Annotated in this window: 22 protein-coding genes and 1 tRNA gene; 8 read left to right on the top strand and 15 right to left on the bottom strand. The window is 58.7% G+C overall.

The genetic code is table 11. The features are described 5' to 3' along the window. Window positions 1–27 precede the first annotated feature (27 nt). From flgH to FKG94_RS05555, 9 genes are all read right to left on the bottom strand, one after another. Entirely contained in the window at window positions 28–744 is a 717-nt protein-coding gene (gene flgH, locus FKG94_RS05595) for a flagellar basal body L-ring protein FlgH (RefSeq protein ID WP_281284213.1), read from the bottom strand. Window positions 745–767: 23 nt separating this feature from the next. After that, window positions 768–1,553, bottom strand: coding sequence for a flagellar basal-body rod protein FlgG (flgG, locus tag FKG94_RS05590; RefSeq protein ID WP_142903215.1), 786 nt, complete (start codon window positions 1,551–1,553; stop codon window positions 768–770). Window positions 1,554–1,726: 173 nt separating this feature from the next. Further along, window positions 1,727–2,470 carry a flagellar basal-body rod protein FlgF gene (gene flgF, locus FKG94_RS05585; protein ID WP_142903214.1) on the bottom strand — a complete coding sequence of 248 codons (744 nt, stop codon included), beginning with the start codon at window positions 2,468–2,470 and terminating at the stop codon, window positions 1,727–1,729. Window positions 2,471–2,746: 276 nt separating this feature from the next. After that, window positions 2,747–5,224 carry a flagellar hook-basal body complex protein gene (locus tag FKG94_RS05580; protein WP_142903213.1) on the bottom strand — a complete coding sequence of 826 codons (2,478 nt, stop codon included), beginning with the start codon at window positions 5,222–5,224 and terminating at the stop codon, window positions 2,747–2,749. Between the two features lie 44 nt (window positions 5,225–5,268). Further along, window positions 5,269–5,994: a flagellar hook assembly protein FlgD gene (locus tag FKG94_RS05575; protein ID WP_142903212.1), complete on the bottom strand. Its 726-nt coding sequence runs from the start codon at window positions 5,992–5,994 to the stop codon at window positions 5,269–5,271. A 21-nt stretch (window positions 5,995–6,015) separates the two neighbouring features. Further along, entirely contained in the window at window positions 6,016–6,459 is a 444-nt protein-coding gene (flgC, locus tag FKG94_RS05570; RefSeq protein WP_142903211.1) for a flagellar basal body rod protein FlgC, read from the bottom strand. Window positions 6,460–6,482: 23 nt separating this feature from the next. After that, window positions 6,483–6,887, bottom strand: coding sequence for a flagellar basal body rod protein FlgB (flgB, locus tag FKG94_RS05565; protein ID WP_142903210.1), 405 nt, complete (start codon window positions 6,885–6,887; stop codon window positions 6,483–6,485). A 385-nt stretch (window positions 6,888–7,272) separates the two neighbouring features. Next, complete coding sequence (locus tag FKG94_RS05560; RefSeq protein ID WP_142903209.1) at window positions 7,273–8,130, bottom strand: CheR family methyltransferase; 858 nt, start codon at window positions 8,128–8,130, stop codon at window positions 7,273–7,275. Window positions 8,131–8,176: 46 nt separating this feature from the next. Next, a complete protein-coding gene (locus tag FKG94_RS05555; protein WP_142903208.1) occupies window positions 8,177–9,127 on the bottom strand; it encodes a chemotaxis protein CheV in 951 nt (316 codons plus the stop codon). Between the two features lie 220 nt (window positions 9,128–9,347). Here FKG94_RS05555 and flgA point away from each other — a divergent pair, with 220 nt between their 5' ends. From flgA to FKG94_RS05535, 5 genes are all read left to right on the top strand, one after another. Then, window positions 9,348–10,055 (top strand): flagellar basal body P-ring formation chaperone FlgA, encoded by a 708-nt coding sequence (gene flgA / locus FKG94_RS05550; protein ID WP_142903207.1) that lies wholly within the window; start codon window positions 9,348–9,350, stop codon window positions 10,053–10,055. Then, on the top strand, window positions 10,052–10,204 hold the full coding sequence (locus tag FKG94_RS28680) for a hypothetical protein (protein WP_179957500.1): 153 nt from the start codon (window positions 10,052–10,054) through the stop codon (window positions 10,202–10,204). The genes flgA and FKG94_RS28680 overlap by 4 nt, the downstream gene beginning before the upstream one ends. Then, window positions 10,204–10,518, top strand: a complete 315-nt coding sequence (flgM, locus tag FKG94_RS05545; protein ID WP_142903206.1) for a flagellar biosynthesis anti-sigma factor FlgM — start codon at window positions 10,204–10,206, stop codon at window positions 10,516–10,518. Before FKG94_RS28680 ends, flgM begins: the two co-directional genes overlap by 1 nt. A gap of 114 nt (window positions 10,519–10,632) precedes the next feature. Next, complete coding sequence (locus FKG94_RS05540) at window positions 10,633–11,136, top strand: flagella synthesis protein FlgN (RefSeq protein WP_142903205.1); 504 nt, start codon at window positions 10,633–10,635, stop codon at window positions 11,134–11,136. Window positions 11,137–11,179: 43 nt separating this feature from the next. Then, entirely contained in the window at window positions 11,180–11,929 is a 750-nt protein-coding gene (locus FKG94_RS05535) for a flagellar brake protein (protein ID WP_142903204.1), read from the top strand. Window positions 11,930–11,964: 35 nt separating this feature from the next. Here the strand turns inward: FKG94_RS05535 and FKG94_RS05530 are convergent, their stop codons facing one another. The 3 genes from FKG94_RS05530 to arsS are packed head-to-tail and all read right to left on the bottom strand — an operon-like array spanning window position 11,965 to window position 14,273. Beyond that, on the bottom strand, window positions 11,965–12,582 hold the full coding sequence (locus FKG94_RS05530) for a TIGR04282 family arsenosugar biosynthesis glycosyltransferase (protein WP_142903203.1): 618 nt from the start codon (window positions 12,580–12,582) through the stop codon (window positions 11,965–11,967). Then, a complete protein-coding gene (locus FKG94_RS05525) occupies window positions 12,572–13,261 on the bottom strand; it encodes a TIGR04283 family arsenosugar biosynthesis glycosyltransferase (RefSeq protein WP_246124966.1) in 690 nt (229 codons plus the stop codon). The genes FKG94_RS05530 and FKG94_RS05525 overlap by 11 nt, the downstream gene beginning before the upstream one ends. Window position 13,262: 1 nt before the next feature. Further along, a complete protein-coding gene (arsS, locus tag FKG94_RS05520; RefSeq protein WP_142903201.1) occupies window positions 13,263–14,273 on the bottom strand; it encodes an arsenosugar biosynthesis radical SAM (seleno)protein ArsS in 1,011 nt (336 codons plus the stop codon). 195 nt (window positions 14,274–14,468) lie between these two features. On the opposite strand from arsS, the gene FKG94_RS05515 reads away from it, so the two are divergent. The 3 genes from FKG94_RS05515 to FKG94_RS05505 all read left to right on the top strand — a co-directional run bounded on the left by FKG94_RS05515 (window position 14,469) and on the right by FKG94_RS05505 (window position 17,873). Continuing rightward, window positions 14,469–14,544 (top strand) — tRNA-Arg (locus FKG94_RS05515). 184 nt (window positions 14,545–14,728) lie between these two features. Further along, window positions 14,729–16,699 carry a methyl-accepting chemotaxis protein gene (locus FKG94_RS05510; RefSeq protein WP_142903200.1) on the top strand — a complete coding sequence of 657 codons (1,971 nt, stop codon included), beginning with the start codon at window positions 14,729–14,731 and terminating at the stop codon, window positions 16,697–16,699. A 466-nt stretch (window positions 16,700–17,165) separates the two neighbouring features. Then, the gene (locus tag FKG94_RS05505; protein WP_142903199.1) at window positions 17,166–17,873 is read left to right on the top strand and encodes a 16S rRNA (uracil(1498)-N(3))-methyltransferase; all 708 of its coding nucleotides are present in this window, start codon (window positions 17,166–17,168) and stop codon (window positions 17,871–17,873) included. Window positions 17,874–17,905: 32 nt separating this feature from the next. On the opposite strand, the gene FKG94_RS05500 is transcribed toward FKG94_RS05505, so the two are convergent. The 3 genes from FKG94_RS05500 to FKG94_RS05490 form a co-directional block, all read right to left on the bottom strand. Beyond that, on the bottom strand, window positions 17,906–20,353 hold the full coding sequence (locus tag FKG94_RS05500; protein ID WP_142903198.1) for a putative bifunctional diguanylate cyclase/phosphodiesterase: 2,448 nt from the start codon (window positions 20,351–20,353) through the stop codon (window positions 17,906–17,908). Window positions 20,354–20,511: 158 nt separating this feature from the next. Next, on the bottom strand, window positions 20,512–22,014 hold the full coding sequence (putP, locus tag FKG94_RS05495) for a sodium/proline symporter PutP (protein WP_142903197.1): 1,503 nt from the start codon (window positions 22,012–22,014) through the stop codon (window positions 20,512–20,514). A 147-nt stretch (window positions 22,015–22,161) separates the two neighbouring features. Beyond that, the gene (locus tag FKG94_RS05490) at window positions 22,162–22,530 is read right to left on the bottom strand and encodes a hypothetical protein (RefSeq protein WP_142903196.1); all 369 of its coding nucleotides are present in this window, start codon (window positions 22,528–22,530) and stop codon (window positions 22,162–22,164) included. Between the last annotated feature and the right edge of the window lie 188 nt (window positions 22,531–22,718).

The raw sequence follows: 22,718 nt of genomic DNA, 5'->3' as shown, positions 1-22,718 counted from the left end.
TTTGCAAAAACCCTGTAAGCACCCTACTCAAAACGGCCAATAGGGGCTGTTAAAGAACCGACCGATCCAACCCATTTTCTGGGAGTCCGCCAAGGCGCCCGTACCGCTGTAGGAAATGCGCGCATTGGCAAGACGGGTGGACGATACCGAATTGGTGGTACTGACATCCTCCGGTCGCACGATGCCGCTGATGCGGATATACTCATCGCCGCGATTCAACGTCAGCCACTTTTCGCCGCGCACCACCAGATTGCCATTGGGCAGCACATCGGCCACGGTGACGGTGATACTGCCCTGCAGGCTGTTGCTTTGGTCTGCGCCCGCCTCGCCGGTAAACTCCCGCTCCTGGTTGAGGTCGGTGAGCAGACTCAGGTTTTTAAAGCTCGGCGTAGTACCGAGCAGGCGGCCCTGGCTGCCATCGCTCTCGTCAATGCTGACAGCGTTTTCTTTTTCGATGGAGATGGTCGAGCTCTTGGTCGACGTGGTTCTCTCATCCAGGGTGACCGTCAGAATATCGCCGATACGGCTGGCCTTGCGATCATTGAACAGCGCCAGACCGAAATGTTCGCGATAGAGCGAACCGTCAGTGCTCGGCGGCGGCATCTGCGAGGGCCCCAGCACCGGCGCATAGCCCGGGTCGCCCGGTGCCGCCGGCTGCTGAATCACACAACCGGAGAGCAGCAACAGCATTCCAACAGTAGCTACACCGACGGAGGCAGGTTGGTGCGGGAACAGGTTTCTCATGACAGTTAACCGCCGCTTGTCAATTAAAGGTTCTGCGTCACAAACTGCAGCATCTGGTCGGCCGTGGACACCACTTTTGAATTCAGTTCGTAGGTGCGCTGGGTGGTGATCATATTGACCATCTCCTCGACAATATCCACATTGGAGTTTTCCAACGCCCCTTGCTGGATTTGCCCGAGCCCTTCCTGGCCCGGCGTGCCCAATTGCGGATCACCGCTTGAGGCGGTCTCTAAAAACAGATTGCCGCCGATGGCCTGCAGGCCGCCGGGGTTGACGAAGTCTACCAATTGCAGGTCGCCGATCTGCTGGGGATCAGGTGTCCCCTGAACAAAGGCGTTAATCACGCCGTCGGTGCCGATGGTAATGCGATTGGTGTTTTCCGGCACAGTGACTGCCGGCTGTAACAACAGTCCACTGGCATTGGCCAACTGGCCGTCGGAATTGAGGTGAAGCTGACCGTCGCGGGTGTAGGCAAAGGTGCCGTCGGGCTGCAGTATCTGCAAAAAGCCGCGGCCGTCGATAGCCACATCCAGGGCCTGCTCCGTGACCTGCAGGCTGCCTTCGGTAAATTGTTTCTGAGTGCCGACCACGCGCACACCGGTGCCCAACTGCAGGCCCGAGGGCAACTGCGTTTCGCGGGTGGTCTGGGCGCCGGGTTGGCGCTGAATCTGGTAGAGCAGGTCTTCAAATACTGCCCGATCGCGCTTGAAACCGATAGTGGCAGCATTGGCGAGATTGTTTGAAATCGTCGTCAGTTGGGCATCCTGGGCGGCCAGCCCGGTTTTACTGACGTATAGTGCTGCGTGCATACTGCCACCTCATCTTGCGAGTTTCTGACCAGAGCTCTTTCGCAATGAAATTCTCCGACGGCACTTTCCTGAAGGCGTTTTACCGGAGAGCGTTTTTTAAGGCTCTTTCATCGCCGCTCGACCTTTAAGGTCGTTCTTGACACCGCCCTTTCAAGCTATTTTTAAGACCGTCCCTAGGAGAGTTGCAATAGTCGTGCCGAAGCTTCCGAATTCTCTTTTGCCGTTTGCATCAATTTGACCTGGGTTTCGTACTGGCGCGACAGCGTGAGAATACTGGTGAACTCGTTAATGGGATTGACATTGCTGCCTTCCAGAAAGCCCGACACCACACGCACATTGTCGGCAGCCGGCGCGGCAGCACCCTCGCGCATCCGCAGCAGGCCGTCTTCAAACTTTTCCAGTTCGCCGGGGTCCGGGTTGACAAGACGCAGGCGCTCGGCTTCCACCAGTACATCCGGCCCCTGGCCTTTTACCAGTACTGTGATGGTGCCGTCGATGGCGATCTCCACTTTTTCCTGGGCCGGCAATGCAATCGGTCCGCCATTGCCCAACACCGGCAATCCGCTGCCGGTGCGCAGGATACCGGCACTGTCGATATAGAGGTTGCCGGCGCGGGTGTAAGTTTCGCCACCGTCCGGGGCCTGTACGGCAATAAACCCGTCGCCCTCGACGGCGACATCCAGTTCCCGTCCCGTGTGTATCAAAGGGCCGATGGAAAAATCCGTCGCCGGACGCTCTGTCAGCGCGTAGGCGCGGGTGGGGTGACCGTCGCCGTAAAACACGGGTTGGCTGCGCGCCTGGGCAAAATCGGCGCGAAAACCGTGGGTGTTGGCATTGGCGAGATTGTTGGCGTGACTGGTCTGAGCCAGCATGTTGTGCTTGGCGCCGGTCATGGCGATGTATAAAGCCTTGTCCATAACAACTCCGGTGGAGGGTGGGGACGCCTGGAATGGCGCTGCCTTAAGCAAAAGTGTGCGAATTGACCGGTTTACCGCTGGGTGGGGCTTTCAGAAACACGTCGTAAACCCTTCCTTGGGGACTTCCCGACAGCATCCCTGCTGTCGAGAGTTTCTGAAAGCCCCACCCAGCGGTAATCCTACCTCCGATATTCTTAACTGAGATCGATAGGGATAGTGTGGATGTTGATAAACTACGCAAATTCGCTTAAGGCAGTGCCATTCGGGACGCCTGCATTACCTCAGGTTAATGATCGTCTGGGTAGTCTGATCCGCGGTCTCAATGGTTTTCGCACTGGCCTGGAAGTTGCGCTGGGCGATAATCAAATTGACCAGTTGCTGGGACAGATCGACATTCGACTCCTCCAGTGCACCCGATTGAATCGCCCCGAGTGCAGCGGTACCCGGAGCACTGATATTGGGAACACCCGAATCGAAGTTCTCCGCCCACATGGTGTCGCCAATCTGTTGTAAACCCTGTTCATTGGGGAAGTCGGCCAGACCTATCTGGGCGATGATCTGCGCTTCACCGTTACTGAAACGCGCAAACACAACCCCCGAGTCATCGATACTAATACCCGACAACTGCCCGGTCGTAAAACCGTCCTGGTCGACACTGTCGACGGAAAAGTCGTCACCAAACTGGGTGGACCCGGTCAGGTCGATCTGAAAGTTCGAGCTGGTGGACGGCGTGGGAATCGGCAAAGTCCCCCCCGACAGCACGTTCTGCGGACCCAAGGCGCCGGTGGGCCGGCCGTCGGCATCGAGCGGTTCCCAGTTGGATATCAGCATATCGTCGGTTAAGGTCCGATTCAGTGTGCCGTCCTGGTTGAAGTGCACATTGAAAGACGCCAGTGTGGGTGTTGTCTCGCCGGGCAGCGGATCACCGACATTCTGGCCGTCGATAAGCACATTCATCAACCACTGGTTCGGCGACGTCGTGGGGTCGTCGGGATCGTATGCCTGTTTGACAAAATACTGCGTCATCACATGCGGGTTGCCGAGGCTGTCAAAGATAGTCAGCGACGTGGCGTGATTATAGGTCGACTGATCCGACGGATCGAACTGGTTGATTACAGCGGGCTGAATATTGGCCAGAAAGTTGGCGTTGAATAAAACCCCCAAGGGCGTGATATTGGCAACCGAGTAACCCTCATCCATCACAATATCAATGCTGCCACCGGTGACAACCGCATTACCCGTGGCGGCACTCAGGTTTTGGACACCCGGGCTTACCACGGTTGACAAACCGTCGGCCCCCGGGTCTGCTTCCAGCACCTCCGTGGTGGCCACACCACTGCCGGACACTTCGATACTGTCACCGTCGTCGGTGCTGCTGATGGTAAACGTCAAATTGTCGCCGACCGCCGAGGTAACCGTCAGATCGCCGCTGGCGGCATCAAAGCTTGCCGAAATACCCGGCAGTGTGGAGGTGGTGAGCGCATTGATTTCCGCCTCCAGTTCCAGCAGCGAATTACTGCTCAGGTCGACCCCGTTGAGGTTGATCACCAGATTGCCGTTTTGGTTGACATAGCCCGTATCGGTCGGATTCGCCGGCACGCTGACCTGGCCGCGCAACACCGCGGTGGTGCTGGCGGTAGCCGAGATACCCGCCAGCGCATTGAGCTCCGAGGCGGTCTGCGCGGCGCTGCCGAACTGCTGGCTCGTGTAAGTCACTGTGTTGCCGTCGGGGCCGGTAAAATCCAGCGACGTCGCTTGATAACCGTTGTTTGCCGCCGGCGTGCCCGAACTGTCGGTCGGATCACCCGCCAAACCGATGACCCCGGTGTTGAGGCCGCTGGTAACCGACACTGTCGAGGCCTCACCGTCCTGCAGCGCCTGCAAGTCGATATGGAATTGGCCGCCGCCATCATTAACCACGCTGGCGACCACATCGATGGGCGACTGGGCGCCACTCAAGGGCGCAAACAGCTGTGCGTTGATGGCCGCGGCGACGGCATTGGCATCGGCGAGAGTGTTCAAACTCGCCGGCGCGCCGTTATTGAAATCCAGCGCCACTGAGACAGTGCCGTTATTGCCCGAAGCGCCACTCAGGGCAACGTCGAATGTGATGGCATTGGCGGTAAAGTCAAAACCTGCCGCCACCGGCACACTGGTCCCCTCGACCCGAGTGGTGACAGGCGTCTGCAAGCCCGTCTGGGCATCGCCGATCGTCGAGCCGTCGGTGGCAAAGGTCGAGCCGACACTTTGCAGCACGGATTCGCGCGAATCGAGCAGCAGTGCAGACTCGACCAGGGTGGTCTGGCGCGGCGCCTGATTGCCGGAATCGATACGCAGATCGTCCAGAATGCCGCCGACATTACCGGCCGCATCGGCGGTGAAGCCCTGCAGCCGCGCGCCCACGCTGTTCACCACAAAACCATCCTCATCGAGGCCGAAGGTGCCGGCGCGGGTGTAGTTGCGATCACCGTCATTGCTGACGACGAAAAAACCGGTGCCGCTGACAGCCAGGTCCAATTCATTCTCGGTGAACGAAATATTGCCCTGGGTAAACTGCTGAGCCACATCCTGAATGCGCACGCCGCTGCCGATTAGATTGCCGCCGCCGCCGAGAATCGTGGAGGCGTAAACATCGCCAAATTCGGCGCGCGAGGCCTTGAAGCCGGTGGTGGAGGCATTGGCGATGTTATTACCCGTAATCCTCAAGTCCGAGGACGCGGCGCGAATGCCACTGAGCGCGGTATTGAAAGGCATAGAACTCTCCTACTGCTTCGCCCGACAGGACCCATCGAGGCGGTTCAATTAAACTGCTTTACGTCGTCCAGACTCACGGTGCCCAGCCCGGCCAGGTTGAGACTGATACCGCCGTCGGCCGCCAGTGTCACGCTGTTGACATTGGCACTGAGCGCGGTATCGAGACGGGTGTTTTCCCCGTCGATAGCGGCGTTGACTTCAAAACGGTATTTACCGGGCGGCAGTGCCGCGGGCAGGTCCGCCTCGGCAATAGCGGCCGTCCAGTCGACGATTTCACCGTTTATTTCCAGGTTCAAACCATCCCAGCGCATCAGTTTCTCGCCCGCGGTTTGAAAACCGAGCGGCATGGTCTGCAGCAATTCTCCAGCTTCTGAATAAACATCAACGCGCATCTGTGTGGTACTGGCCGGCAGCGCAAAGCTACCGGAGACAATACCGTGAGCTTCCAGGATCGCTGTTTCGGAAGCGACCGTCACCGAGCGTCCCACCAGCGAGGACGCCTGCAGTGCCTGATTGGAGAGAAAATGCGCGCTGAAAGAATCAAAACTGTTATTGAGACGGTCGATGCCCTCCACCGAGCTGAACTGGGCCAACTGCGCGATGAAATCACCGTTGTCCTGGGGACTCAGCGGGTCCTGATTCTCCAGTTGCGTGATCATAAGCTCCAGAAACGCACTCTGGCCGAGCTGATTATCCGCGGACGCCGGTTGGGTTTTTTCCCGTATCGACAGACCGTTCAGAGTACCGCCGGTTGCGCTGATATCCGTCATATTGCTAACCCCGCTCCCCCACTATTCGCCCAGGCTCAAAACCCGCTGCATCATCTGCTTGGCCGAGTTCATCACTTCCACGTTCATCTGAAAAGAACGCGATGCCGAGATCATATTGGTCATCTCTTCCACCACATTCACGTTGGGATAAAACACATATCCCTCCTCGTCGGCCTGCGGATGTGCGGGTTCGTAGCGACGTTGCAGGGGCGCGTCACTCTCGACGATACCCAGCACCCTGACCCCGGCACTGGCGGGATCGGCAAGGTTGGTATGCGGATCGAAGCCGCCCTCCAACACCGCCTTTTGCACGGCGGCAAACACCGGGTGGCGACCGCGATAGACCGCCTCGGTGCTGGAGCTGGCCGACTGCGCATTGGCCAGGTTACTGGCTGTCGTGTTCAGGCGAACGCTCTGCGCACTCATGCCGGAACCGGCAATATCGAAAATGGAACCTAGCGACATGGAATCAGCCTCCGCCCGCGCGATTATAATTGACCGCGAATAGCGGTTTTCAACCCTTTAAACGTGCCGTTCAAAAACCGAAAACTGGCCTGGTAAGCCAGGGCATTTTTCATAAACTCGGCGTGTTCTACCTGCTCTTCCACTGTATTGCCATCGACGGCGGGCTGCTGCGGGGTGCGGTAGAGCAACTCGCGATCGCCGGCCTGCAGTAAACTGCGCTGGTGACCGGCATGGGTGGTGGTCACCGGCAGTCCGGTGGGATGTCCTTGCATACGCGCTTTGACCAGGCTGTGGAAATCGATATCGCGGGCCCGGAAATTGGGTGTATCGGTATTGGCCAGATTGTTGGCCAGTACTGCCGCCCGCCGGCTGCGCAACTGCAGGGCGATACCGTGAATACCCAAAGCTTTTTCAAAATTGATGGACATTTGATTCTCCCGCCGGGCCGGACTCGAGGACGGTAGCCCGACACTGTGACTGCACTGACACCGGATTCGTACCTGGGTCTCATCCTCAATCTCGATACAGCAAGGCTTGTGCCAATACAAAGAGAGTCTTTAACTTTTTGATTTTCTTATATTTTATTATTAAACGACGATAGGTATCGGGAGGCTGGCCGGAAAGCGGCAATATCTTTCCTCTGCGGACGGCAAAGAATCAGGGACCGTTTCACAATTGGCACAATTCAGTACCGCGGCAGTGGCCAGGCAATCGTAAAAAACCGCCAGAAAACCTGCACAGGGGGCCGCTGAAAAGCGTTGAATTAGAGGTTGGGACTCAGAGTAACCACCGGCGCCGGGGCAACCATCTCACTTACAAGGCGCGGTATAAAATCCCCGGCTTGCAATGCACCATCTCAAACAGGTCGGCGACACCAGCCAAACCCTCCGATGCGCCCAGAAACAGTAAACCACCGGGTTTTAACGCACAGTGAAGGCGTCTCAGGATATCCCGCTTCAGATCACCGGAAAAGTAAATCAGCACGTTGCGACAGAAAATAACATCGAATTTTCCGAGCACGGCATAGGAGTCCATGAGATTCAATGTGCGAAACTCCACCCGGTTGCGCACCGCGGGTTTGACCCGCCACCTATCGCCCTCACAGCGATCGAAAAAAACGTTCAAGCGCTCCGGAACCAAGCCGCGCTGCACCGACGAACTGTCGTATTCCCCACACCGCGCCGCGATCAGGGAACTGGTTGACAGGTCAGTGGCAACGATCTTTACCTCCCGCGGGCCGGCGCCCGGCTTGCTGTACCGATGCTCCTCGACAGCGATGCTGATGGAGTAAGGCTCCTGACCCGAGGCACAGGCGGCACACCACATGCGGATAGCGCCGGCACTGGCTCCATCTTGCTGCAACTGATCGAACAACACGTTTTTGAGATATTCAAACGGATAGACATCGCGAAACCAGAAGGTTTCATTGGTGGTCATGGCATCGATCACCTGGTCGCGCAGTTGTGAATGGCGCGGCTGCTTCATCTGATCAACCAGAGCCTTCAACGACTCCAAATTGTTGTCAGAAAGAATCCCGCGCACGCGCGTGGTAACCAGGTATTGTTTGTTCTCCCCCAGAGAGATGCCGCAGGCATCTTGGAGAAACTGACGAAAATATTCGAAATCCCCCTGCTGCAGGCGATCCTGTCGCGCTGAAACGTCGTTAGCCATATTATCTATTCAATCCCTAATGCTACCGGTAAGGGCGCCTGGCCTCTCACTCGCTCTCCGACAGGCTCCCCTCATTGACAGTCTTTAGACGATCATTAATGCGTTTAGCAAGATCATCGGGGTGAAACTTGGCCACAAAGTCATCGGCGCCCACTTTTTTGACCATGGCCTCGTTGAACACGCCGCTCAGGGAGGTGTGCAGCACAATATGCAGGTCTTTGAGTTGCGGGTGCGTACGCACTTCGGCGGTAAACGTGTAGCCGTCCATTTCCGGCATCTCGATATCGGAAATCACCAGCGCCAACTCCTGGCAGGGTTCCTTACCCTCCTCGATCATCTCGTGTAAATAGTCGAGGGCTTGCCGCCCGTCGCACTTGAGGATGGTCTGCAGCCCCATCGACTCGATAACCCGCTTTATCTGCTTGCGGGCAATCGCCGAGTCGTCGACGATCAATACGTTACGTTTTTGCGCCTGCGCGGTGACTTCTTCGTCGATCACTCCATCACTGACGACATGATCCGGGGGCGACACCTCCGCCAGGATTTTCTCGACATCGATAATCTCCACCAAGTTACCCTCTACCTCGGTCACGGCGGTGAGATAGTTCTCCTTGCCGGCGCCTCGGGGTGGCGGATGAATGTCCTCCCAGTTCATATTGACGATGCGCTCCACCGTGCTGACCAAAAAGCCCTGGGTGGATCGGTTGTACTCTGTAATGATGATAAAGCAGCTCTCAAGAGCGTCGAGTGGCGCATTGCCGGTCGCCTGGCTCATATCCATAACGGAAATAGTGCCGCCGCGGATATGGGCAACCCCCCTGACCACCGGGTTACACTTGGGCAGTTCGTTCAACACCGGACACTGCAACACTTCTTTAACTTTAAAAACGTTGATGCCGTAAAGCTGCTTTGAACCCAGGCGAAACAACAGCAGTTCCAGGCGGTTTTGCCCTACCAACTGGGTGCGTTGGTTAACACTGTCCATCAAACCGGCCATGCCTTGTCTCCTTCATTACCGGCTCTCCCTCACGGGTGCCACGCCGGGCGTATCACTGATTGTGGGCACACTCTTTGCTTGCAACAATGTTGCAGGAACCTAAGTTCGAACACGACAAATAGTGTCAAGGTTGTGAACGACCACGGCGATAGCGGTTGGCAAGAGTCGTCATGGCAGTTGTCAAACCCGTCGTTTATATAGATAGAGCATAGGACAAGATATGGTAAAGCGTGCTGTTTATGTCTCCCTGGCGTTACTCGGTGCCGTCCGGCCGTGCGCAGCTTTCGAAATCGAGAGTCTCGACGCTATTCGCAACCAGGTGCAGGCACATTTAACTCAGCAGTATGCGAGCGATGTCGATGGGCCGATGATCGAGGCCGTCAAAATTCAGGTCAGCAAACTCGATCCGCGTCTGAAACTGCGTCGATGTGACAATTCCTTGACGCTGGAAACTTCAGACACCGGCGAACGCGGTGGCAATATCACCGTCGCCGCCGCCTGCGATGAAACCTGGCGCATCTTCGTACCCGCCCGCGTCGATACCCTGCTGAGGGTGGCAGTGGCCAATCGCAGCCTGGCCCGCGGTGAGTTGGTGCAAGCCGGTGATATCTCGCTGTCATCGCGCAACACCGCCACCTTGGGCGCGGGCTATGTCGGCGATCCGGATCGTATCGTGGGTAAGGTGTTGAAACGCAATCTCAACCAGGGTGGCGTGTTCCGCATCTCCAGCCTGCAGGCTCCCAGAGTCATCAGAAAAGGGGATGCACTGCGGGTGGAGGCCAACAGCGGTCGCCTGCGGATAGTGGCGCCGGGGATCGCCCTGGCCGACGGCCAGGTGGGCCAGCAAATACGGGTTAAAAACACCGATTCGCAGCGTATTATCAAAGCACGGGTGGTGGCTGCGGGGCGGGTGGAGGTGGTGCTGTGAACACCGCGACCCACCCCACGCCGGCGCCGCTGCACGACCATCTGTTGAAAAGTCGTATTTTTACTAAAGATTTACCCGCCCCGGCCGACTCTCCCTACAAGGGACTCAGGACCCGGACGGATAGACCCGAACAGGGGGATGGCAACTAATGGTTATCAATTCAAACAACGGTATCAACCCGCCCGGCGCCGAGGCCAACCGCGGCAAAACAGGCGCCGCCGGCAACAGCACCGCAACCGCTAAAAGCGGCGCTCAAGCGACCGGCGGCAAAGATCGGGAAGATGTCGTATTGAGCCGCGAGGCCCAGGCGCTGGCCCGCCTGGAAGCCAGGATTCAAACGACCGCCGATGTCGACACCGACAAGGTTGACGCCATCAAGGCGGCGATTGCCGGCGGCCGCTTTGAGGTAAATGCCGAACGTATTGCCGAGCGCTTGCTGCAGCAGGACGATTTACTGGGCTGAGTCAAAGGACCGGTTCACTGAGTTGAAGACCGGTGCCCCGCCCCTGAAATCCCCCCTGCCGCCCGTGCGTGCAGCGACACCCGTCCAATCGACTGAGTTATAAATGGAGAAACTGTGTCTACATCCCCCCCCTCAATCAATCCGCGCCGAATTCAACAGCTCATGAGCGCCGACAGCCGCGCCTGCACCGCGCTGCTGGCGCTGTTGAAGCAGGAACAGGCGGCCCTCAAGGGTCGCGATCAGAGCCGCCTGGAAACGCTGTTGGCCGATAAGCAGACCTACACGACGGCCCTCGAGGAGGGTGCACGCCAGCGCCAGTTGCTACTGCAGGAGGCCGGTCTGGACACGACCGCGGCAGCCTGGCGGACACTGTTGGAGTCCCTGGACCGACGCTATCCGGGCATCGGACTGAGCAGCGCCTGGTCGGCGCTGGCGGCGTTGTTCGAAGACTGTCAGAAACACAACAACATCAACGGTAAAATGATTGCCCGCGGCCAGCAGACCATGAGTCGGCTGTTGAATCTGCTGCGCGGCCAAACCGCGGCACCGGGACTGTACGACCGCGCCGGCAGCACCAGCGGCAAGGGTCCGGGCACCCACAACGTGGTCAAAGCTTAAATCGACGGATCTCTGTGCGGCAGACAAGGCATTGGGTAAGACTATGAATACAGAAGACGGCGGCGAACAGATTACCAATGTCCAGGATATCTATCGCACCCTGAAATCTCTGCAGCTTGCGCGCAGCCAACTGACGGTAAAAATCAACGGCGACCGCCAGAGCTACGCCAGTATGGTGATGCATGTCGATCTGCAACGGCGCCGGTTCACTATCGACGAACTGGTTGCCGGCGACGCCAACCGGCGCGTTGCCGCCGGCCAGCCGTTTACCATCATCGCTTTTTATGAAGGCGTGAAGGTCATACTGAAAGGGAAAAGCGCTGGCGGCGGCCGGGGGCAGACGCTACTCGATACCATCAATATCAACTTTCCGGCCTACATCTACCATAAACAGCGCCGGCAGGCCTTTCGCGCCCCGCTGGCAGCGGACACACCCTCCGGTATTCGGCTGCTGTCGGGCCGGCGACACACCGCCCTGCACGGGCGCATTATCGATCTGTCGACTACCGGCGTCGGCTGTGAATTCACCAAGCCGGCGCGCCTCGATATCGACAAGCACGAGCACTTCGACCGCTGCACGATAAACATCGGCGATGAGTTCGAACTGCACTGCCACCTGATCGCCAGATCACCCGGCTATCAGCGTCTGCTGGACCGCTACACCTGCGGCTTCGCCTTCACGTTGCTCGATCGGCATCAACAAAAAGCGCTCGACCGCTATGTACTGGCCATCCAAAGGCGCGCCCGCAAAGCGCGCTCACAACGGCGGGCTGTTATCGCGTCGGTGGCTTGAAGGGTGTGCCCGACAGCTCCCATTGACAGGTCTGATTAATCGGTCTCGAGCAGAGCCAGGTCCTGCGGCCGATCGATATCCGCCAGTGGCGCCAGTTCGTGAAAACGCCAGGCCAGCTCTCGCAGCCGCTCCCGGGTAAGCGACCATACCCGGTCGGTACCCCAGGGAATACCGCTGAACAGGCGCGGTTCCGGCCGGCACAGTCCCAACAGCACATACCCCCCGTCATGGGCCGGGCCCACCACGGCGTCGGCACCGTCGCGCAGCGCCGTGATGGCCTGTTCCAGGTAAGCAGCGTCGATAAACGGGCAGTCACTGCCAATAATAATGACAGCGCGGGCACGGGCCGCCACCGTCGTTGCCGCTGCCAGCATTCGCTCGCCCAGGTCCGCCCCCTCCTGTGCGTGAACAGGCACCGCCAGGCGCAGCGCCAACTCGGTAAAAAACGCATGCTGCGGCTGGGAGCCGACCCAGAGTTCCTGCGGGCACAGACCGGCGCGGTGAATAGTCTCCGCCACCTGAACCGTCAGCCGCCGATGCAACGCCAGGCATTGCGACTCGCTCAATACCGGCGCCATGCGGGTTTTTACCCGCCCCAACAGCGGTGCCTTGGCAAACTGCAGGAGTGTGATATCGGGATATTTATGGCTCATCGGGGGTCGTATCGGGGTAGTAGATTTTCGCCAGCCGGCCGGGATCACGACCGAAAAAGTACGCCAGGCGCAACCACCACATCAAGGCGACGGTTTTAGCAACGCCGCGTCGCTCCCAGCGCCGACTGGAGGTGACCACCGGCTGCGCTTCGATATGGGGCGCAGACAGGCGCCGCAACTGTTTGCTCATTGCCACATCCTCCATCAGGGGGATGGCGGGGAAACCGCCGAGTTGGCGAAACAGATCGCGGCGCACAAACAGGCACTGATCACCGGTGGCAACGGCGGTCCACCGCGAACGCCAGTTCATCGCCCGCTCCACAACACGCAGCACTACGCCCGCTCCACTCAGCCGTACGGGGAAAAAGCCCCAGGCCACCTGCCGCGTCGCCCAGTGATCAATATCCCCGGCAAACGCCGCGGGAAGCGTGGTATCGGCGTGTAAAAACAACAGATAGTCGCCCCGCGCCACCGCGGCCCCGGCATTCATCTGCACCGATCTGCCCGGCACACTGGAAACCACGCGGTCCACACCGGCGCGCGCCGCCTCGAGAGTACCATCGAGACTGCCGCCATCGGCGAGAATGACTTCCACACCCCGCTCCCGCCAGCCCTGCAGAGGCGCAAGTGTCGCGGCTATCGCCGCCACCTCGTTCAGTGCGGGAATAATAATACTCAAGCTAACCAAGGGCACCGCTACAACTGCTTCCCTGTCCGGCCGCGCATCCGTAGCAATGATCACCCACCAGGATTTCCTGCTCGCTCAGGTCCCGCTCGAGCAGCTCCCCGAGATGCACGCGGGGCCGGTCGCTGGTAATCAGCGGTGCGAACACTCCCGTGCGTTGCAGCGGCTGCTGCCCGTCGAACCTGAGCGGCCAGTCGAGCATTTGATTGAAATCGCAGTCGTACACGTAGCCCCGCCAATCGACACTGATCAGCGAACGGCACATGACCGACGCCAGATTCGCCGCATCGTAGTTGTCTTTCAGCAATTGCATATAGCCGTCATACCGGCCCTTGGCCAGCAGCACGCTGCCAAAACGGCTGATGGGCATATTGGTAATGGTCAGCAACTCATCGAAAACGATACCGTGCCGCTCCATCAGCTCGCGTTTATAGTCGGCCTGCAGTTGCTGTTGAGGCGGCGGCAGGAATTCGCCGTTGGGGTTGTAAACCAGATTCAGGGGCAACCGGGGATCGCGGCCATAGCCAAGCTGGTTCAACCGCTGCAGTACCTCTATCGATTTCTCGTAGACCCCTTTGCCACGCTGCTCGGCGACATTGTCTGCGGCATAACAGGGCAGCGAGGCGGTGATACAGACCTGTTGTTCGGCGAGAAATTCGGCGATATGTTCATACCCCGGCTCAAGCAACACGGTCAGGTTACAGCGGTCGATCACACTGACGCCCAGTTGCCGCGCGGCGGCGACGAGATCACAAAAATGGGGATTCATTTCCGGCGCGCCGCCGGTCACATCCAGACAGGACAACTGGTGCTTTTCCAGGAACGCCAACAGTATATCGACGGTATCCCGGTCCATCAGCTCAGTGCGGCGCGGGCCGGCATTGACATGACAGTGGGTGCAACTGAGGTTGCAGAGATAGCCCAAATTGGCCTGCAGCGTCTGCAACTGGCCGCGCTTGAGGATGGGAAAGTCGGTATTCTCCAGCAGGGGACGAGTATCGAGCATATAAGAGACTTCTTCGAATACTGTTGAAAGACGGGAAGCTTAACCTCATTGGCATCTTATGACCATCGGTGCTTCCTAAAGTTTAGTGCAACTGTCGTGATTCAGAAAAAGTAACCGAAAATCAACAGGTTGTGGCTTAGGCCAATCTCTTGTATGATCGGTGTCCCGCCGCCTGTATGGGGGCGAGGAAGCCACGCCCTCGTAGCATAATGGATAATGCAGACCCCTCCTAAGGGTAAGATTGCAGGTTCGACTCCTGCCGAGGGCGCCAGCAGTCCCGGCCCACAAGCACAGCCCACTCACCACTCACCCTCGACCGATGCCGCCTTTTTTACCTTCCCAATGGGAAAGGCCAAAAGCCGTCACCACAGGTGAAAATCAGCACAGATAGCTGGCACAAAAGTTGTAATCTAAAAGCCATTGCCTAGACTTTTTGTAAAGCCAGGAAAACCCGTATGATAAATCTACTTACCAACCTCCCACTTGCCGCGAAAGTATGGCTGGCCCCCGCACTGCTCATGCTGCTACTGCTGTTTTTCGGCGGGTTCACAATGTTTAACAACCTGTCGCTGGAAAAGGAAATACGCGTCTTTGCTGAAGATTTGACCGCTGACACAAACCTGGCCAGTCAAACGGTGGCGGATATCTTGCGCCAGCGCCTGACGCTGAAGTCTTATCTCAAAAGCAGCGACCCGAGAGCGGTAGCCGTTTTCCGCCAACAGGCTACTTCGGCCAGAACCCGCCTCAGCCAGGCAAAAGAGGCAATTACCCATCCGCAGCGCGTCAAACTGGTTCAGACTATTTCCACACTGCACGAGGAATACAGCCGCCTGTTCGAGGAAAAAGTCGTCAGCAATATGAATCGCCGGCATGAGTTGGTAGAGGGGAAATTGGATGCCAACGGCAAACCGATGGAGAGGGCCCTGTCTGAGATCATGGAGACTGCCCATAAGGGCGGCGATATCGAGACAGCATTCGAAGCCGGAGTCGCACAACGGCATCTGCTGCTGGCGCGCCTGTATGCCTACAAGTTCCTTATGAACAACGATGTCGAATCACGCGAGCGGGCGACACAGGAGCTTCGGGAACTCACGACCGACTTGTCAGTTTTACAGAGTAATTCGCTGAGCCCTGAGATGCGCAGTCTGACCGATCAAGTGGCGGCGAGACTGGCGGTTTACCAGGAGGGCTTTGCGGGGGTGGTTACGGCGATTGAAACCCGCAACGCGGCGGTTGCACGCATGGACGCCATTGGCCCTGAGGTTGCGGCTGAGTCCGAAAAGTTGCACGCCAGTGTCGCGGAATCGCTTGATGAGCAGGGGCGTTTCATCGAGGGCTTGATGGAAGACGCCGGAAAAGCGTCGGTCACCCTCACGCTGGTGGCACTGCTGCTGGGTTGCGGTATCACCTGGTTTATCGTGCAGGCCATTCTGCTGGCGCTGCGGCGCACCAACGAGATGCTGGCGGAGATCGCCGATGGCGATGGCGACCTGACGGCTCGCCTGGACGTCAAAGGTAACGATGAATTAGGTGAATTGGCCAGCAACTTCAATCGCTTTGTGGCAAAGCTCCATGACATCATCAGCGCCGTGCAAACCTCCACGGGCCAACTCGTGGCCGCCAGCGAAGGCTTGAACCAGGTCAGCGCTGAAAGTCGCACGACCGTCGACAAACAGGTCGCTGAGACCGATTTAGTCGCCACTGCAGTGGAGCAGATGTCAGCCACCCTGAATCAGGTCGCCAGCAATGTTCAGGAAACGGCGCAGTCTGCTGATCAAGCCAGAGCAGAGGCGGAACAGGGGCGTGATATTGAGTCACAGGCGCTTGCGGCAATCGCCACACTGGGTGAACAAATCCGCGAAAGCGCTGCGGTCATCGACACCGTGGGTAATGCCAGCGAGACTGTTGATACAGTCGTCGAAGTCATCAACAGCATTGCCGAGCAAACCAACCTGCTCGCTCTCAATGCGGCGATCGAGGCGGCGCGAGCCGGCGAGCAGGGACGCGGCTTTGCGGTAGTAGCCGACGAAGTTCGTACGCTGGCCAGCCGGACGCGGGAGTCCACCGAAGAGATCCGCAAAACCGTGGAGCAACTGCGGTCCAGTGCCCAGCAGGCGGTGGGGCGTATGAACGCCAGTCGCGACCAGGCCGAGGCAGTTGTGGAACAGGCCCAGCAGGTGGACCAGGCACTGGAGGGTATTGTCACCCGGGTGCAGCAAATGGATTCGATGATCAGGCAAATAGCCACCGCCACCGAAGAGCAGACAGCGGTGACCGGAGAGATAAATAAAAACCTGGTAAACGTGAAGGACCAGGCCGGAGATTCAGCCAGGGCCAGCGAACAGTTGAACGATTCGGCCGCCCAATTCGCCCGGTTGGCCGCGGAGTTGCAAAGCCAGGTCGGTCGGTTTAGGGTGAGTGGCTGATCGATTTCGCGGAGGCGTCGGTGTGGTCCGACGCCGGAAATAGCGAGTGGCACCTCTTCCAGCGGCACGGTGCGGGGACGTAACTTTAGTTGCGTCCCCTTCGAGGGAAACCACTCCCCGTTAACGAGGGCACCTCTCCCGGTAGCACGGTGCGGGGACAGGTTTTACCTGTCCCCTTCGAGCGGGACCACTCCCGGTGAACGAGACCACCTCTATCAGTCCCTTTCAATCCTTTATTTACTCTATTTGGCTACTGACAAGTTTCTAGTGGTGCCTTTAGAAAGGGGAGTGGCACCATTCTAAGGGGACGCAACTAAAGTGACGTCCCCGCACCGTGCCACCGGTGGTGGCACCACTCGCTATATCTATTTCCAATACAACCCCACCCGCAAAAGCTGTCAGCACCCAAGAACTCATGTAGAATCGCGTACCAAATTCAAAAAACAGTCACTTCAAGTCTGCCGCCATGAACCTGATCCTGCTTCTCAGCGAAGACTTTATTGCCAGCCATCGGGTCAAACTGCATGGACGCCGCCGCGATCATATCCTGGCCGTGCACCAACCGGATATCGGCACCTCACTGGCAGTCGGACTCATCAACGGGGATATGGGCCGCGGCACAGTGACAGCGGTGGACGGGCAAGCCATTGAAATGACGGTCGATTTCGATTCGCCGCCGCCCCCGCCCCTGCCGGTTACGCTGATAGTGGCACTGCCCAGGCCCAAAATGCTCAAACGCATCTTGCAGACAATAGCCGCCATGGGCGTCAAGAGCCTGTACCTGCTGAACAGCTACCGGGTGGAGAAAAGCTATTGGCAAAGCCCGGTATTGGACCGGAAATCGATTCAGGAAAACCTGATCCTGGGCCTGGAGCAGGCGAAAGATACGCGCTTGCCGCAGGTTGAACTGCGCAAACGCTTCAAACCCTTTGTCGAGGATGAACTGCCGGCTCTGATCCACCGCTCGCGGGCCCTGGTGGCGCATCCGAATAGGGGATCGCTCTGCCCGCTGCGGGTGCGCGAGCCGATCACACTGGCGGTCGGGCCCGAGGGCGGCTTCATCCAGTATGAGGTGGACAAACTGATCGACTGCGGCTTTGAGGCCGTGCACCTGGGGAGACGAATACTGCGCGTTGAAACGGCGATTCCCGCCCTGCTGGCAAAGCTTTTTTAGACAGCCAATACCCACTGCGGCACAACACTTTATCAGGCGGTCGTGGTTTGCGCCTCCACAGCGGTAAGAATTTGCACAAATGTCGCGGCATCCACCGGCGCGCTGGCATAGTATCCCTGGTAATAATGGCAGCCGAAATCCCGAATCAGTGCCAGCTGCGTTTCGTTTTCCACACCTTCGGCCACAATCTCAAGACCCAACAGGCGCCCCATGGCGACAATGGTCTCCACCAGCACCCGGTCGTTGCGATCGTGGGGGATATCGCGGATAAAACTCTGATCGATCTTCAGCGCCGCCACCGGCAGGCGCTTCAGATAGCTGATAGAGGAATACCCGGTGCCAAAGTCATCCAACGAAAAGCTGATACCCTGGGTCGAGAGCGTGGTCATGGTGAAAATGGTTTCCTCGACATTTTGAATCACCACACCCTCGGTAATCTCCATGTCGAGTGTGTGAGGCACTATGGGTATCTGTTGCAGCGTGCGAATAACATCGTCGACAAAACCGCGCCGGCGAAACTGTCGCGGGCTGATATTGACGCTGAGCCTCATATCATCCTGCCAGATGCCCTGGTCCTGCCAGCTCTTCAACTGGCGGCAGGCCTCCTCCAGCACCCATTGGCCGACGTCCAGAATCAGCCCGGAGGTCTCCAGCACCGGGATAAATTCGCCGGGTGAAATCAGCCCTTTTTCCGGGTGACGCCAGCGCAACAATACCTCCGCACCCACCACCTTGGCCGACTCGGTGTCGATCTTGGGCTGGTAGCACAGCTCGAAGTGCCGATCCTCGAAAGCGCGGTGCAGGTCGCCCTCCATCAGCAACTGGCGGCTGACTTTATCGGCCATGTCTTCATTGAAGAATTCGATCGCATCGCGCCCCTTCTCCTTCACCTGGTACATGGCGGTATCGGCAAAGCGCAACAGTTCGTGTACCGTCGACTCCTTGTCGGGGTAGACCACGACACCGACACTGCCGGTAACCCGCAGCTCCATATCGTCGTAAACGTAGGGTTCGGAGATGCGCTGGCGAATTTTCTCGCCGATTTCACCGGCCTTGAGCGCACCGGTAGCCATATCCTGATCGAGCACGGTCAGCACCACCACGAACTCGTCGCCACTGAGCCGCGCCACCAGGTCCTCCTCGCGTACCGTGGCAAGCAGGCGGCTGGCGACCTGTTTGAGAATCACATCACCCACCGGGTGCCCCAGCGAGTCATTGATGGTTTTAAACTGATCCAGATCGATAAACAACACCGCACCATAATAGTGGTGGCGCTGCGCCCGCCGCACCTCGTGTTCCAGCCGCTCGACCAGGTGAATCCGGTTGGGCAGGTTGGTGAGGGAGTCGTGGTAGGCCATATGCTCCATCTTGGCCTGCGCCTGCTTGCGCTCGGTGATATCCGTCGAGACCACCAAGGCGACGATTTCATCGTAGAATTCCAGCGGCATGATATGCGTCTGCAGGTAACACCTGCCCCCGTCGGCGGAGACGTAACTCTCCTCCATCATCTGCATCTTCACGCCCTTCTCGATGACATTGCGATCCATGCGCATCAATTCCTCGACATCGGACAGATAGCGCGGCACCAACTCGGTGATAGGACAATACCGCATCTCATCGGTGGTTTTGCCGAGAAAGTCCGCCAGGGCTTTGTTGGCAAAGATAAACTGTCCTTCACTGTTGCGCGCACCGACCAGCACCGGCAGGCTGTCTATGATTTGCCGCACGTGTTCTTCACTTTTGCGCAGTGCGAGTTCCACCGCGCGGCGCTTGGCCAGCGCCAGTTCCACCGAGTCGAGCAACTGGTTGCTGCTCGATACCAGTTGCGCCAGTTCATCGCCGCGATGATGGGACAAGGGGGTGAGACGCTGCTGTTCCGGCTTGTCGGGGTTAATGGTTTGGATTTCTTTCGACAGGCGAATCAGCGGCTTGGTTATCATGTAGTGGAAAGCAAAAAACAGCAGCAGCACCAGTAACATATTGCGCAGCACACCGGCGGCGATCACCAGCCCGGAACGGGCAAAAAAACCTGCGAGCGCCCGGTCCACGTCGACGGCAAAGCGGATGTTACCGGCCATCGCGGCGCCGTAGCCGGGGATACCGAGCCGGGCGACATAGTACTTGATATCCTCGGTAATGCGGCGGGTCAGCCAGCGGGTGGCCGTATCGGGTGACGGTTTTTTCCCCTGCGCCAGCACGTTGCCCAGTTCGTCGGTAATGGTGACCTCGACGATAAAATCGTAAGTGAGCAGGCCGTTGACCACTTCCACCGACAAATCGTCATCCAGCGTGTGCACCGCCCTCGCCGCCGGCGGCGTGGCCACCTCGATCACACGGTTGGCCAGGTTCTCCAGCGCCCGCTCCTGACTCTGGAAATCCAGGTAGAGCTGTACCGAGCTCATCAGCAACCCCAGTACAAAGGCGAGAATCACCCCAACCTTGGCGAGCCGAAAGGAAATGCCTCGAAAAAAAGCCTGCACGTAATTTTTATCTCCTCAGCAACACCCGCACCGTCGCGGCCAGGGTTCGCGCACTGCCGGATTATACGCTTTCAGTCAGTGGAGAATTTACCGCAAATCCCCCCAGCCGACCACGTCCGCCTCCCGCCGCACCGCGGCTGCGCGCAGGCCACCCGACACTACCCGGCCGCGCGCAAGCGGGCTTTCAAATCATCGTACTTGCGGGTCACCGCCGGCGCCGGCGCCGGCGTCGCCAGGGTCACACCGACCACCGCCAGCAGCGACAGGAAAAACCCGGGCACCAATTCGTAGAGCCCGAACCAACCGCCGCTCAACTGCCGCCAGATCGGCACCGTAGAACCGCCGACGATGATACCCGCCGCGGCGCCCTGCCAGTTCATCCGCCGCCAATACAAACTCAGCAACAGAGCCGGTCCGAAAGCCGCCCCCAGACCCGCCCAGGCGTAGGCCACCACTTCCAGCACCCGGCTGTCCGGGTCCATGGCAAACAGGGCGGCACAGATGGCAATCACCGACACCGACCAGCGCCCGAGCACCACCGCCTGGGCGGCAGAGGCCTGCTCCTTTTTCACCAGGGTGAACAGGTCCTCCACCAGCGCCGCAGAACACACCAGCAGTTGTGAATCGGCGGTGCTCATGATCGCCGCCAAAATAGCCGCCAGCAGAATGCCTGCCACCACCGGGTGAAACAACGCCTCCACCAGCAACATAAAGACACGCTCACCGTCGTCCAGGGTGGGCTCGAAATAGACCGCCCCGGTCAGCCCCACCACAATGGCACCGGTAAACACCAGTACTGTCCAGCCGATGCCAAACGCCGCTGCCCGGGGAATCTCCCGCGCCGACCGCACGGCTTTGAAGCGGGCCAGGATATGAGGTTGGCCAAAATAGGCCAGCCCCCACCCCAGCAGGCTGATAATGGCAATGGCGCCCAGCGGGTCGCCACCGGCATCGGTCCAGGGGTCCAGCAAATGCGGATTCTTGTCGGCCAGCGCCGCCACACCGGCATCGACACCCCCCAACTGGCCGCTGACCACCAGCGGTACGATCATCAGGGCTGCCGTCATCAGTAAGCCCTGCACCACATCCGTCCAGGACACGGCCAGGAACCCTCCAAACAGGGTGTAAGACACAATCGCCAGCACCCCGACCCAGACCGCTACCGAATAAGGCACCTGGAAGACGGTGTTGAACAACTTGCCGCCGGCGATCAGGCCGGAACTCACATAGAGCAGGAAAAACAGCAAAATAAACACCGCCGAGACCACCCCGAGCCAGGGCGTGCGCTGCTGGAAGCGGCGCTGCAAGTAGCTGGGCAGGGTCAGGGCATCGTCGAGGGCGGCGCTGAACACCCGCAGGGGTCTGGCCACCAGCAGCCAACTGGCGGCGATCCCCAGGGCCAGGCCCACGGCAATCCAGATCGCCTCCAGCCCCGCGACATAGGCGTAGCCGGGCAGACCGATCAGCAGCCAGCCGCTCATATCGGAGGCCCCGGCGCTGATGGCCGCCACCCAGGGCGACAGGCTGCGCCCACCCAAAAAGTAATCCGTGGCATCGCGGGTGCGCCGGTAAGCGTAGTAACCAATCAAAAACACGGTGGCGAGGTACGCCAAAAACGTCGCTATCACGACTGGGGATACCACAGCGGAAGATGTTTGCATGCTCTGCCTTGTTATTAGTCCCTGGTGCGGCGGCGGCAACGGCACCTGCCGACCACAACCGCTATCATCGTCTATTGACGAACGGCGAGGCAATCCTTTCAGTATCCAACGGTATCTGAAACCGCTATCCGGGCTGCGTCAGTCCGGCTACAACCAGTCGGTAGAACGCCGGCCGGGACTGATACGGCGCTCGGCAAGGGCGCTATCGGCGCGCTGGCCGCCGCGCCGGTTCGACTGCCGGCGCCGCTGCAGGCGGCGGCGTTCGTGCCCGGCACCGTTTTTCGGCACCGGCTGTACCCAGCAAACCCCGCCAATGGCCTCCACCAGACGCTTTAGCTGGGCGGCCATATTGAAAGGGATATTTTTCTTTAGAATAATCGGCTTGCCGCTGCCCAGCTTGGCGATGGTCCGGTTGTCCAGACCAAACAAGCGGCGAAACCGCCAGCCGACAGCGCTGGCCTCCTCGCGCTGATCAAATTTATCGATGTAAACAACTTCGTAAAGTTTACTGTCCATAAAGTAACCGGATTTGCCTCTATCTACAGGGGAGTTTTTCCGGATAGCTCTAAAGCATATTACGCGCCAAGATGACGAACACCGCTGCCCTGGTCGGGAAGCATTCGGCTAAAGGTCGGGAAAAAAGTGGAAATGCCGTTAAAACACGCTAATTAGCCCCTGATACCGGCTATTTGTAAATTGCCACC

The organism is Exilibacterium tricleocarpae (assembly GCF_007004655.1).
In the GTDB taxonomy this organism is placed as follows: domain Bacteria; phylum Pseudomonadota; class Gammaproteobacteria; order Pseudomonadales; family Cellvibrionaceae; genus Exilibacterium; species Exilibacterium tricleocarpae.
The sequence above is the reverse complement of the archived record's forward strand: the minus strand, read 5'-3'. Positions and strand labels throughout refer to the sequence as shown.